11 protein-coding genes are annotated in these 12,917 nt (G+C 73.1%); 6 read left to right on the forward strand and 5 right to left on the reverse strand.

Annotated elements, in window-relative coordinates; genetic code table 11:
- Nucleotides 1-88: 88 nt before the first annotated feature.
- Nucleotides 89-1,624, reverse strand: coding sequence for a DUF4331 domain-containing protein (locus tag HEK131_RS09145; RefSeq protein WP_217462631.1), 1,536 nt, complete (start codon nt 1,622-1,624; stop codon nt 89-91).
- 157 nt (nt 1,625-1,781) lie between these two features.
- Here HEK131_RS09145 and HEK131_RS09150 point away from each other — a divergent pair, with 157 nt between their 5' ends.
- The 3 genes from HEK131_RS09150 (at nt 1,782) to HEK131_RS09160 (ending at nt 3,588) form a co-directional block, all read left to right on the forward strand.
- A complete protein-coding gene (locus HEK131_RS09150; protein ID WP_217462630.1) occupies nt 1,782-2,372 on the forward strand; it encodes a sigma-70 family RNA polymerase sigma factor in 591 nt (196 codons plus the stop codon).
- The gene (locus tag HEK131_RS09155; RefSeq protein ID WP_217462629.1) at nt 2,369-3,190 is read left to right on the forward strand and encodes an anti-sigma factor; all 822 of its coding nucleotides are present in this window, start codon (nt 2,369-2,371) and stop codon (nt 3,188-3,190) included. Before HEK131_RS09150 ends, HEK131_RS09155 begins: the two co-directional genes overlap by 4 nt.
- A 128-nt stretch (nt 3,191-3,318) precedes the next feature.
- Entirely contained in the window at nt 3,319-3,588 is a 270-nt protein-coding gene (locus HEK131_RS09160) for a hypothetical protein (protein WP_217462628.1), read from the forward strand.
- Nucleotides 3,589-3,681: 93 nt separating this feature from the next.
- Here HEK131_RS09160 and HEK131_RS09165 read toward each other — a convergent pair whose 3' ends face one another.
- The 4 genes from HEK131_RS09165 to hmgA form a co-directional block, all read right to left on the reverse strand.
- Nucleotides 3,682-4,878: a CaiB/BaiF CoA transferase family protein gene (locus HEK131_RS09165; RefSeq protein WP_244334337.1), complete on the reverse strand. Its 1,197-nt coding sequence runs from the start codon at nt 4,876-4,878 to the stop codon at nt 3,682-3,684.
- 47 nt (nt 4,879-4,925) lie between these two features.
- A complete protein-coding gene (locus HEK131_RS09170) occupies nt 4,926-6,074 on the reverse strand; it encodes a type ISP restriction/modification enzyme (protein ID WP_244334338.1) in 1,149 nt (382 codons plus the stop codon).
- 43 nt (nt 6,075-6,117) lie between these two features.
- Nucleotides 6,118-6,867, reverse strand: coding sequence for a GntR family transcriptional regulator (locus HEK131_RS09175; RefSeq protein WP_217462626.1), 750 nt, complete (start codon nt 6,865-6,867; stop codon nt 6,118-6,120).
- A 61-nt stretch (nt 6,868-6,928) separates the two neighbouring features.
- The gene (gene hmgA / locus HEK131_RS09180; RefSeq protein WP_244334339.1) at nt 6,929-8,278 is read right to left on the reverse strand and encodes a homogentisate 1,2-dioxygenase; all 1,350 of its coding nucleotides are present in this window, start codon (nt 8,276-8,278) and stop codon (nt 6,929-6,931) included.
- A 165-nt stretch (nt 8,279-8,443) separates the two neighbouring features.
- On the opposite strand from hmgA, the gene HEK131_RS09185 reads away from it, so the two are divergent.
- The 3 genes from HEK131_RS09185 to HEK131_RS09195 all read left to right on the forward strand — a co-directional run bounded on the left by HEK131_RS09185 (nt 8,444) and on the right by HEK131_RS09195 (nt 12,908).
- Nucleotides 8,444-9,058, forward strand: coding sequence for a TetR/AcrR family transcriptional regulator (locus tag HEK131_RS09185; RefSeq protein WP_244334340.1), 615 nt, complete (start codon nt 8,444-8,446; stop codon nt 9,056-9,058).
- Nucleotides 9,059-9,162: 104 nt separating this feature from the next.
- Nucleotides 9,163-11,421 carry a molybdopterin oxidoreductase family protein gene (locus HEK131_RS09190; protein WP_244334341.1) on the forward strand — a complete coding sequence of 753 codons (2,259 nt, stop codon included), beginning with the start codon at nt 9,163-9,165 and terminating at the stop codon, nt 11,419-11,421.
- A gap of 98 nt (nt 11,422-11,519) precedes the next feature.
- A complete protein-coding gene (locus HEK131_RS09195) occupies nt 11,520-12,908 on the forward strand; it encodes an aldehyde dehydrogenase family protein (protein ID WP_244334342.1) in 1,389 nt (462 codons plus the stop codon).
- Nucleotides 12,909-12,917 lie beyond the last annotated feature (9 nt).

Consider the following 12,917-nt stretch of genomic DNA (forward strand, 5'->3'; position numbering starts at 1 on the left):
CTCGCCTGATGGTGTTCCGGAAGGACCGGCGCGGCCCGCCGTGGGGGAAGGGGTACGGGCCGTGCCGGTCGTCTGGGGGGGGGAGGGGTCAGTACGCGCGCTGCATCCGGCGACGCCACCAGGCGACGACGGTGCCGATCAGCAGGATGCCGGCCGCGCCCGCGGCCGCCGAGCCGGCGACGAGCACCGTGTTGTCCGTGCCGCCCGTCGCGGAGGCCGGGCTCAGCGCGTCACCGAGCTGGCTCTTCACATCGGCGCCCGCGGTCGTGCCCTTGGCCAGCGCGCCGCGCGAACCCTCCGTGGGCTGGGCCACGTAGGGGAAGGACTTCTCGAACTTCTTGTCGTTCGCGTCCACCGCGTCGCCCAGGTCGTTCTTGGCGCCGAGGAGTTCGCCCTCGACCACCTGAAGGGCCTCGTCGATCACGTCGTCGGTGAGCCGCCGCCCGTTGGGGAAGCCCGCGTTGTCACCGTCCAGCACGCCGAGCCGCTTGGGGTGCATGGTCGGCTTGATCGAGGTGTTCAGCCGCAGTTGCTCCGAAGGGCGCACGTTCGGGGGCTGGTTGAGCCCCTTGACACCCTTGAGGAAGACGTCGACCAGGTCGTTGCGGGGCTCGGCGGGGGCGTCGATCTTGTAGATGCCCTCGATGAGCTTCGGCAGCTCGGGGTTGGTGACGTTCTTCAGGAACTGGGCGTCGTGCGAGGGCTGGGAGGCGTTGAACCGGTCCTTGTCCGCCTGCGGGTTGACGACCTCGTTGACCAGCGGGTTGCCGAGGCGCGAGACCTGGCTGTAGTAGCCCTGCGCGTTGCGGCGCTGGGTGGTGGACCAGATGCCGACGACCGGCTGGTCCGCCGACTGGCGGATCAGGTCGTTGGGGACCTGGAGGGCGATCGTGTTGACGTTGTAGCCCTTGAGGGTGTCCCGGCCGACCTCACTGAGGTTGCCGCCGTACAGCAGGTCGAAGACGCGCAGGTCCAGGAAGAACGGGTCGTCCGCCTGCCCCGCGAAGGTCGCCGCGCCGCCCGCCGTCTTGTACACGGCCTGCGACCGGAGCTTGCCGTAGTCCGGCATGGACGCCTTGCCCACGTTGGACGGCGCCACCGGCACGTCGTCCGCCACCTTGGTCCGGGACATCGCGTGGCCGCCCTTCAGGCGGACCAGTTCGAGGTCGTAGGTCTGGGTGATGTTGAGGTCGGGGTCGTCCAGGCTGGTGACGGGGCCGGTGTTGTAGAGGAACGTCTTCCCGTTCTTCGTCTTCGTCCTGAACGTGTAGCGGAAGAGGAGGTCGTCCCGGGCGTCGCCGTCGCTGTCGATGTGGAGGTCGTACTGCGCGTCGTCCGCGAAGGTGTAGAAGTTCGGACCGCCCGCCGGCTCCTCGAACGGTATCCAGTCGGCCACGATCGTCGTCGTGTCCGGCTTGTCGGGGCTGACGAAGGCGTACAGGTCGGTGTTGTCGTACTGCGGGGTGCCCGAGATCAGCGGGGCTTCCCGGTGGGAGGAGGCGGCGGCCACCCCCGGCTCCAGCGTGGCGACACCGGCGGCCGCGAGCCCACCGGCGGCCAGCGCGCCGCAGATGAGCGGGACCAGCCCCTTGCGTGCCGTGCCGCTTCTGGCGAAGAGAGTCATGCCGTCCGTCCTTGGGTGCGACTTGCCTTGACGGACGGATATACGGAGCGACCGGCCGCTGCGGATTGGCCGGAGAGGAACTTTCTTTTTCCCGTTCCCGACCCGCGTTTTCGGCCCGCCGATCCGTATCAACCGCCGGAGGTGTGCGTTCGTGCGGATGCGAGGGGCCACAGGCAGGGCCGGGTGCGGCCACGGCGGCCGGGGTGAGGGGGCCGAGACGCTGCTGGTGCGCGTGGCGGGCGGCGACCACCAGGCGTTCGAGGAGTTGTACGCGATGGTGTCGGGGCCGGTGTTCGGGCTGGTCCGGCGGGTCGTGCGCGACCCCGCCCAGTCCGAGGAGGTCGTCCAGGAGGTGCTGCTCGAACTGTGGCGCTCCGCCGCCCGGTTCGACCCCGCGCGGGGCAGCGCGCTGTCCTGGATACTCACCCTCGCCCACCGCCGTGCCGTCGACCGGGTGCGCAGCGCCCGCGCGGCCGGCGAACGCGAGCAGCGCGAGGCCCTGCGCGCCGGGGAACCCGCCTTCGACCATGTCACCGAGGAGGTGGAGGCCGGACTCGAACGCGAGTGGGTGCGCCGCTGTCTGAGACGGCTGACCGACCTGCAACGCCAGTCCGTCACTCTCGCCTACTACGACGGCTACACCTACCGCGAGGTCGCCGAACGGCTGTCCCTGCCGCTCGGCACCGTCAAGACCCGTATGCGTGACGGCCTCACCCGGCTGCGCGGCTGCCTGGGAGGTGCCGCGTGAGTCTCTTCGCCCGGCTGACGCGCCGCGAGGACCCGCATTCGCTGGCCGCTCCCTACGCTCTGAACGCCCTGGAACCCGGCGAGCGGCGCCGCTTCGAGAAGCACCTCGCGGGCTGCGGCCGCTGCACGGCCGAGGTCCGCGAACTGTCCGAGGACGCCGTCCGGCTGGCCTGGTCCACCGCCGCCCCGGCCCCGGCCGCCCTGCGCGACCGTGTGCTGGCCGCCGTGCGCACCACACCCCAGGAGCCGGCACCCCGGCCCGCCGGACGGGAGCGAGCGGCCCAACTCCCCCCGCACGTCTGGGGAGTCCAGCCGCCGCCCGCCCGTGGCCGGCGTGCGGGGCGGCGCCCGCTGTTCGCGCCGTTCGCCACCGTGACCGCCGCGGCCGCGCTGGTCGTCGCCTCGCTCTTCGCGGTCCAGGCCCAGCGCACCGAGGACCGGCTCGCCGCCGAGCGGGCGCGGTCGCGTGACATCGCCCACGTTCTCGCCGCTCCCGACGCCCGCGCCACGGCCGGGACGGACGCGCGGGGCCGCGCGCTCGCGGTGATCGCCTCCCCGTCGGAGGGCCGAGCCGTCGTCACCCTCAGCGGGTACGCCACCCCTTCCGGTGGCCGGGTGCATCAGCTCTGGCTCACGCGCCCCGGCGCACAACCCCGCTCCCTCGGGCTTCTCGGCCGCGACACGCCCTTGGTCGCGAAGGGCCTCGACAAGTCCGCCACGTCACTCGCCGTGACCGTCGAGCCGAACGGCGGCTCGACGCACCCCACTGGCCAGCCCGTTGTCCAACTCACCCTGAAATCAGTCGGATTCGGAGAGTAGTCAAATAGGGATGATCAACCTCCTTGTGGGGAAGGTGAATCCCGTGGCCTAGATACACGCATGCCCTATAGGGACGATAGGGTTACTCTGCCCGTGGGCCGGGTGGATTCGTACGGGTGGGGAGTGACATGGAGCAGATAACAGTGCGCAGCAGGGCCAGGGTTCCTGCGATCACCTGCGGAAGCGGGTCGACCAGCAGGCGTCTGGACCGCCACCTCGCGGTGCTGGGCGGACCCGCCATACCGCAGCGGGAGACGGTCGAGGCGACGTCGCTGATGCGTGAACTGACCGCGCGGGACACCGTGCGTCAGCGCAGCGACCGGCGTGCTCGCGTCAGCCGGGTCTCCCTCTTCGCGCCCCTGCGCCGGCTGCGCCGGTCCCTCTTCGGCAGCCACTGAGCCGCACCGAGCGGACTTCTCCCGAGTCCCGCCCGGTTCCGGCCCGGCCCCGAGTGAACCGGCGTCACCCGCAGGTCCGCGCGTAGCCCGCGCTCAGGCCGCCACACCGTCCCGGCGCAGAGCCGCGATCTCGTCGTCCGTCATCCCCACGGCACGGAGCAGCGCGTCGGTGTGCCGGCCGAGCGCGGGTACGTCCCCCGGCCGCACCTCCTCGCCGCCCGGCAGAGTGATGGGCGGCAACAGCGCGCGCAGCGGTCCCACCGGCGAGCCCACCCGCCGCCACCGCTCGCGCGCCGCCAGTTGCGGATGCTCCGCCAGCTCGGACAGATCCCTGATCCGCGCACACGCGATCCCCGCCGTCTCCAGTCGCGCCAGCGCCTCGTCCGTCCCCAGCCCGCCCAGCGCCCCCGCGACCAAGGCGTCGGTCCGCTCCCGCCCGGCCACCCGTGCCACGTTGGTGGCGTACGCCGGGTCGTGCGCCAACTCCGGCTTGTCCAGTACCTGTTCCGCCAGCCGGCGCCACTCGCGGTCGTTCTGCACCGACAGCAGCACCCGCCCGCCGTCCGCCGTCGGGTAGGCGTCGTAGGGCACGATCACGGCGTGCGCGAGGCCGGTGCGCGCCGGGGCCTCGCCCCCGTGCATCGTGTGGTGCAGCGGATGCCCCATCCACTCGGCCAGCGCCTCCAGCATCGACACCTCCACCGGCCCGCCCCGCCCGGTCGTGCCGCGCCGCACCAGTGCGGCCAGTACCCCGGAGAAGGCGTACATGGCCGCCGCGATGTCCGCCGCCGGGATGCCCGCCTTCACCGGCCGCTCGGGCGTGCCCGTGACCGAGACCAGCCCGGCCTCGCACTGCACGAGCATGTCGTACGCCCGCTTGTCGGCGTACGGGCCCGAGCCGCCGTAGCCCGAGATGTCCACGGCGATCAGCCTCGGGTCCGCCGCGCACAGGGTGGCCGCGTCCAGGCCCAGCCGGGCCGCCGCGCCGTGCGCGAGGTTCTGCACGAACACGTCCGCGTCCGCGATCAGCCGCCGTACGACGTCCAGGCCGCGCGGGTCCTTCAGGTCCAGCGCGATGGACTCCTTGCCCCGGTTGCACCACACGAAGTGCGAGGCGAGGCCCTCGGCGGCGGTGTCGTAACCGCGCGCGAAGTCACCGCCGTCGACCCGCTCCACCTTGATCACCCGGGCGCCCAGATCGGCCAGTTGGCGGGTGGCGAAGGGCGCGGACACGGCCTGTTCGACGGCGACGACGGTGACGCCCTCCAGGGGCGGCGGCAGCAGATCCATGCCCGCGATGATCTCCCGGCAGGCCCCCGCTGTCACCAGTCACCGCCCTAGAGCAGGGCGAACTGTCCCTCCGGGCCCTCCTCCTGGTGGTCCAGGACCGAGGCGGGGCGGCGCGTGCGGGGTGCGGGCGGGAGAACTCCGGCCGCACGGAGGGAGGTTGCGGTGACCGGGTCGGGAACCAGGTCCAGGTCGGCCGCGGGCTCCGTCAGAAGCGACAGCACCGTGATCAGCTCCAGCAGCTCCGAGGTCCAGCTCTGGGGCCAGACCGCAGGGCCGATCGCGGCCAGGGTGCCGGGGGTGCCGGGCGTCGTGCGCGCCGCGAACCAGGACTCCAGCGTGCGCACCCCGGCCACCTCGTGCTCCCAGGCCGCGCGCGGGACGGGGGAGACGCGGCCCTCGTCCAGGTGGAGTGCCTCCTCGTCCGGGTCGTAGCGCAGGGTGCGCGGGTACGGGGGCAGCGGCGCGCGGACGTACGGGCGCCTGCCGCCGGGCAGCTTGGGGCGCTCCCCGTCCCGGCGCATCAGCCACAGCGCGCGCCGGCCCGCCGCCACGCCCCGCGCCCACACCTCGGGGTCCCCGGTGAGCGGGACGGTCCGGTCGGCGCGGACGGCGGCCAGGATCCACGCCAGCACGTCCGCCTCGGCGGGCCGGGAGCCGAGCCGCACGGCCAGCCGCTCCGACAGGCCGGGCGCCAGGTTGGGTTCGGCGCCGCCGGGACGCCGGTACAGCGGGCGGACGCGTCTCGCCGCGAGGGTCGGCAGGAGCGAGGTCGCCAGCAGGGGTTGCTCCCCGGCGCCCGTCTCGACCACGAACACCTGCCGGTCGTCCGCCACCCGCCACAGCTCCGGGCGGGCGGTGTCGATCAGCCGGTGGTCCGGGATCAGCCACCGCTCGTCGAAGGGCGCCGCGAGCACCCGTACCGGCTCCGGACACGGCCCCGAGGCCCGGGCCAGCCGCTCCGTGCCGGTACGCCGTCCGGGCAACTGGGGTACCGCCGACCTGGCATCACGCGACCGGGTCGGCTCGAACAGGGTCTCCCGCTCCGGCCCCTCGGCCGCCAGCAGGGCCGTCCAGCGGGCCTTCAGGGACGCCGGGTCGGGTGCCGTCGGCCAGGCGCGGCCGAGCCGCAGCGGTGCGACGGACCACGGCATGAGGTCCGCCAGGGGCGGTGCGTCCTCGTTCGTCACGCCCGGCATGCTACGGCCTCGGCCCGGACGGAGTACGGGAACGGGGTGCGGCTCAGGTGGCCTCCAGGGTGACGGTGAAGGAGAACCGGTCACCCCGGTAGTGGATGACGGCCACGTCCAGCACGTGGCCCGCCGAGTCGTAGGTGACCCCCGTGTAGTGCAGGATCGGGCTCAGCAGCGGTACGCGCAGCAGCCGGGCGGTCTCCGGGTCGGCGAGCCGGGCCTCCACCGTGTCCGTGATCCGGCTGATGTCGGCGCCCACGACGTCCCGCAGCACCTTCGTCATCGGCCAGCGGGCCAGGTCCGCAGGGTCGATCCGGTCGGCCAGCTCGGGGCGCACGTGGTTGACGGCGTGGTTGGTCGGCTCGCCCGTCTTCGCGTCCCCGCGCAGCCGGTGGTAGACCGCCACCTCCGTCAGGTCCGGGAAGTGCTCGGCCAGCAGGGGCGGCACGGGCACCCGCGCGTGGTCGAGCAGTTCGGCCGTCATCCCGGACTGCTGGGCCACGATCGCGTCCACCGAGCCCAGCAGCCGCACCGGCGCCCCGCGCCGCACGCCCGGCTCGATGAACGTGCCGCGCCGCCGGTGCCTGCTGATCAGCCCCTCGTCCTCCAGCTCCTTCAGCGCCTGCCGCATCGTCAGCACGCTCACCCCGTAGTGCTCCGCCAGCCGCTCCTCGGTGGGCAGCCGCAGCGGGTCCTCGGGGGAGCGGCCCAGGATGGAGGCGCGCAGCGACTGCGACACCTGGTACCAGAGCGGCAGCTTGCGGTTCAGGACGATCGAGTCCGGGGCGAAAGAGGTCACGCGGCTATCCGTACCCGTGGTGGTTCGTCCGGCGCAACGGACCTGTCACACATCGCAGTTGTCACGCCGTACGGAAATGCGGCTCGAGTCCGCGCCACACGTCGTCGTAGCCCTGCTGGAGGTGGTCCGCGCGGGCCGCGTGCGGGGTGAGCGTCAGCGGCCAGCGGGTCTCGAACATGAACGCGAGCCCGTCGTCGATCCGCTGCGGGCGCAGTTCGGCCGCGCTCGCCCGGTCGAAGGTCTCCCGGTCCGGGCCGTGCGCCGACATCATGTTGTGCAGCGAGCCGCCGCCCGGCACGAACCCCTCCGCCTTGGCGTCGTAGGCGCCCTCGACGAGGCCCATGTACTCGCTCATCACGTTCCGGTGGAAGTACGGCGGCCGGAAGGTGTCCTCGCCGACCAGCCAGCGCGGTGCGAAGACCACGAAGTCGGCACCCGCCAGGCCCGGTGTGTCCGAGGGGGAGGTCAGGACGGTGAAGATGGACGGGTCCGGGTGGTCGTAGGAGATGGTGCCGATCACGTTGAACCGGCGCAGGTCATAGCTGTACGGCACATAGTTGCCGTGCCAGGCGACCACATCGAGCGGGGAGTGGTCGTAGGTGGCCGTCCAGAGGTTGCCGCAGAACTTGTTGACCACCTCCACCGGGCCCTCGACGTCCTCGTACGCGGCGACGGGCGCCCGGAAGTCGCGCGGGTTGGCGAGGCCGTTGGCGCCGATGGGGCCGAGGTCGGGCAGCCGGAAGGGCGCCCCATAGTTCTCGCACACATAGCCCCGCGCCGAGTCGTCCAGCAGCTCCACACGGAAGCGGACCCCACGGGGGATCAGAGCCACGTGTGAGGGCTCCACATGCAGCCGCCCGAACTCGGTGTGGAGCAGCAGCCCGCCCCGCTCCGGCACGATGAGCAGCTCGCCGTCGGCGTCCGAGAAGACCCGCTCCATCGAGGAATTGGCGTGATAGAGATGCACGGCCATGCCGCTGCGCTGGGTCGCGTCGCCGTTACCGCCCAGCGTCCACAGGCCCGCCAGGAAGTCCGTGCCCGGCAGCGGCTCGGGCAGCGGGCTCCAGCGCAGCCGGTTGGGGTCGGGCACGGTCTCGGTGAAGGGGGCCGTGCGGATCGCGCCGTTGGCGGTGCGGGTGAAGGCGGGGTGCGCGGCCGAGGGGCGGACGCGGTACAGCCAGGAGCGGCGGTTGTGCGCGCGGGGCTCGGTGAAGGCCGTACCGCTCAACTGCTCCGCGTACAGGCCGAGCGGCGCGCGCTGCGGTGAGTTGCGGCCCTCGGGCAGGGCGCCGGGCACCGCCTCCGAGGCGTGTTCGTTGCCGAAGCCGGTCAGGTACGCCAGCCCTTCGGCAGTCTTCCGCGCTCCCCCACGCTCGAACCCGCTCGCGCGGGAGGTACCCCCATCGGTCATGATCGCTCCCTTGCGTCCTGATTCCTATGCAGCACCGTAGGAATGCGGAGGGGTGTGCGCAAGAGGCCGGCCCGCCCTTCACCCGAGGGGAGCGCGAGAACCAGCCGCCCGGGGGAGCGGCGGCGGCTCCCCGCCCTTCACCAGCCCCATGTGGGGAGGCATCATGTGGCCGTGCCCCATGTGACAACGCTCCGCCGCGTCCCCGTACAGCAGCGCAGCGCCGAACGGCTGACCAGAATCCTCGACGCCTGCGCCGCCCTCCTGGACGAGGTCGGCTACGACGCCCTGACCACCCGCGCGGTCGCCGAGCGCGCGGCGGTGCCCATCGGCTCGGTGTACCGCTTCTTCGGCAACAAGCGGCAGATGGCCGACGCCCTCGCCCAGCGCAACCTGCGCCACTACGCCGAGCACGTCACCGTACGGCTGAGCGAGGCGCCGCCCGGCGACTGGCGGGCCGCGATGGACGTCGTCCTGGACGAGTACCTCGGCATGAAACGCACCGCCCCCGGCTTCGCCCTGGTGGACTTCGGCAACCAGATACCGGTCGGCACCCGGAGCGCGGCGCCCAACACCCGCGTGGCGGACCGGCTCACCGAACTCATCGCCGGCTACCTGGGCCGCACCCCCGACGAAGACCTGCGCCGCGTCCTCCTGGTCGCCGTGGAGAGCGCGGACACCCTCATCCAGCTCGCCTTCCGCGGTGACCCGGACGGGGACCCGGCGATCATCCACGAGACGCGGGAACTCCTGCGGGCCTACCTGGGCCGCGTTCTGGACTGAACCGACCGCACAGGGCTCCCCACCATGCCTACCGGTCGGTATGCTCGCCTGGGCCGGCACGCCCGTGCCCGTCCGGCAGCGCCGCCGACCCTCCGGGAGGACCCGTGTCCCGCACCGCTCTGCGTATCTGCCCCCTGTGCGAGGCCACCTGCGGGCTGACCCTCACCATCGAGGGCACCCGAGTCACCGGCGCCCGGGGCGACCGTGACGACGTGTTCAGCAAGGGCTTCATCTGCCCCAAGGGCGCCTCCTTCGGCGCGCTCGACGCCGACCCCGACCGGCTGCGCACCCCGCTGATCCGCGAGAACGGCGAGCTGCGCGAGGCAAGTTGGGAGGAGGCGTTCGACGCGGTCGCGCGGGGCCTACGCCCGGTCGTGGAGCGGTACGGCGCCGACGCCCTCGGGGTGGTCCTCGGCAACCCCAACGTGCACACCATGGCAGGCGCCCTCTATCCCACCGTCCTGCTCGGCGCGGTACGCACCCGCTCCCTGTTCACCGCCTCCACGGTCGACCAGATGCCCAAGCACGTCTCCAGCGGCCTGCTGTTCGGCGACGCCAACGCCATCCCCGTGCCCGACCTCGACCACACCGACCACCTCCTCCTGATCGGCGCCAACCCCCTGGAGTCCAACGGAAGCCTGTGCACCGCGCCGGACTTCCCCGGCAAGCTCAGGGCGCTCAAGGCGCGCGGCGGCACCCTCACCGTCGTGGACCCCCGGCGCACCCGCACCGCCAAGCTCGCCGACCGGCACATCGCCATCCGGCCCGGCGCCGACGCCCTGCTGCTCGCCGCGATGGCCACCGTGCTGTTCGAGGAGGGTCTGGTGGACCTCGGAGACCTCGCGGCACACGTCGACGGGCTGCCCGGACTCCGGCAGGAACTGGCGGACTTCACGCCCGAGGCGGTCGCCGGAGCGTGCGACGTCGAGCCGGACACCATCCGCGCCCTCGCCCGTGAACTCGCCGCCGCCCCCACCGCCGCCGTCTACGCCCGCATCGGCAGTTGCACCGTCCCGCACGGCACACTGGCGAGCTGGCTCGTCGACGTGCTCAACACCCTCACCGGCAACCTCGACCGCCCCGGCGGCGCCCTCTTCCCCCAGGCCGCCACCGACCGCACCCCCCGCCCCGCCGGCCCCGGCCGGGGCTTCACGCTCGGCCGCTGGCACAGCCGCGTACGACAGCTTCCGGAGGCGAAGGGGGAGTTGCCGCTCTCCGCGCTCGCCGAGGAGATCGACACCGCCACCCCCGAGGGCGAACCCGTACGCGCGCTGATCGTGATCGCCGCCAACCCGGTGCTGTCCGCGCCCGACGGGGACCGGCTCGACAAGGCCCTGGAATCCATGGACTTCATGGTCAGTGTCGATCCCTATCTCAACGAGACCTCCCGCCACGCCCACGTCGTGCTGCCCCCGCCGCCGCCCGCGCAGAGCCCGCACCACGACTTCGCGTTCAACACCCTGGCCGTCCGCAACCAGGTCCGCTACACCCGGCCCGCCGTCCCGCTGGAGCCCGGCAGGATGGCCGAGACCGAGATACTCGCCCGGCTGGTCCTCGCCGCGAGCGGCATGCACGGCGCCGACCCGGCCGCTGTCGACACCATGGTCATCGAGCAGACCCTCGGCAAGGCTGTCCAGGAACCCCACTCCCCGGTCCACGGGCGCGACCCGCGCGAACTGGCCGGGCTGCTCACCGGCGCCGACGGCCCCGAGCGCCGCCTCGACCTGATGCTGCGCCTTGGCCCCTACGGCGACGGCTTCGGCGCCCGCCCCGACGGCCTCACCCTCGCCCGCCTGCTCGGGAACCCGCACGGCATCGACCTCGGCCCGCTGCGCCCCCGCCTGCCCCAGCCGCTGAAGACGCCCAGTGGCAAGGTCGAGCTGCTGCCCGCCCCCATCGCCGCCGACCTGCCCCGGCTGCGCGAGGCCCTGCGCGAGCGGCCCACCGGGCTCGTCCTCGTCGGCCGCCGCCATCTGCGCTCCAACAACAGTTGGCTGCACAACGTGCCCGCCCTCACCGGCGGCACCAACCGCTGCACCCTGCACCTGCACCCCGAGGACGCCGAGCGTCTCGGCGTGCGCGACGGCGAGCCGGTGCGGATCAAGGGCGCCGGGGGAGAGGTGACCGCGCCGGCCGAGGTCACCGACGCCATCCGCCCCGGCGTGGTGAGCCTCCCGCACGGCTGGGGCCACGGCCGTCCCGGCACCCGGCTGACCCACGCCGGACGCGAACCCGGCGTCAACGTCAACCAGCTCCTCGACGGCACCCTCCTCGATCCCCTGTCCGGCAACGCCGTCCTCAACGGAATCCCGGTCCGGCTCAGCCCCGCGAGCACCCCGGCATCCCTGGCGCCGGAAAACTAACACCGCTAGTTTGGTGCGTGGTCACCCCCGAAGGCGCCGGAGTCCTGGGAGTCTTCTGGCCGGGCCGGACGCATGCCACACCGCCGGGAGGAAGCACCATGAAGCCACACGACGGTCTCTACATCGACGGCGCATGGCGCCCGGCCGAGAGCCCGGACGTCATCGAGGTCGTGAACCCCGTCGACGAGGAGGTCATCGGCCGCGTCCCGGCGGGCGGCGCGGCCGACGTCGACGCCGCCGTGCGGGCCGCCCGTGCCGCGCTGCCCGGCTGGGCCGCCACGCCCCCGGTCGAGCGTGCCGCCCGACTGGCCGCCCTGCGGGACGCGCTGGCCGCCCGCGAGGAGGACTTCACCGAGACGGTCACCGCCGAACTGGGCGCTCCACCGCAGTTCGCGCGCGCCGTGCACGTCGGCCTGCCGCTCGCCGTGGCCGCCTCCTACGCCGAACTGGCCGCCGCCCACCCCTTCGAGGAGCGGATCGGCAGCTCCACCGTCCTGCACGAGCCCGTGGGCGTCGTCGGCGCGATCACCCCCTGGAACTACCCGCTCCACCAGATTGTCGCCAAGGTCGCCCCGGCGCTCGCCGCGGGCTGCGCGATCGTGCTCAAGCCCGCCGAGGACACCCCGCTCACCGCCCAGCTCTTCGCCGAGGCCGTCCATGACGCGGGTGTCCCCGCCGGGGTGTTCAACCTTGTCACCGGCCTCGGTACGGAAGCCGGACGGGCCCTCGCCGGGCATCCCGGTGTCGACATGGTCTCCTTCACCGGTTCCACCGCCGTCGGCCGGGAGATCGGCGCGGCCGCCGGAGCGGGCGTGAAGCGGGTCGCGCTCGAACTCGGCGGCAAGTCCGCCAACGTCATCCTGCCGAGCGCCGACCTCGCCAAGGCGGTCAACGTCGGCGTCGCCAACGTGATGTCCAACTCCGGCCAGACCTGCAGCGCCTGGACCCGGATGCTGGTCCACCGCGACCGGTACGAGGAGGCGGTCGGACTGGCGGCCGCCGCCGCGGCGAAGTACGGCGACCGCATCGGGCCCGTCGTCAACGCCAGGCAGCACGCCAGGGTGCGCGGCTACATCGAGCGGGGTGTCGCCGAGGGCGCCCGGCTGGTCGCGGGTGGAACCGAAACCCCGCGGGAGAAGGGGTACTTCGTCAGCCCGACCGTCTTCGCGGACGTCACCCCCGAGATGACGATCGCGCAGGAGGAGATCTTCGGCCCCGTGCTCTGCGTACTCGCCTACGAGGACGAGGAGGACGCGCTGCGCATCGCCGACGGCACCGTGTACGGCCTCGCGGGCGCCGTGTGGGCCGGGGACGCGGAGGAGGCCGCCGCGTTCGCCCGCCGGATGCACACCGGGCAGGTCGACATCAACGGCGGCCGCTTCAACCCCCTCGCCCCCTTCGGCGGGTACAAGCAGTCCGGGGTGGGCCGGGAACTCGGCACGCACGGACTGGCCGAGTACCTCCAGACCAAGTCCCTGCAGTTCTGAGGAGATCGC

The organism is Streptomyces seoulensis, assembly GCF_022846655.1.
Classification (GTDB): domain Bacteria; phylum Actinomycetota; class Actinomycetes; order Streptomycetales; family Streptomycetaceae; genus Streptomyces.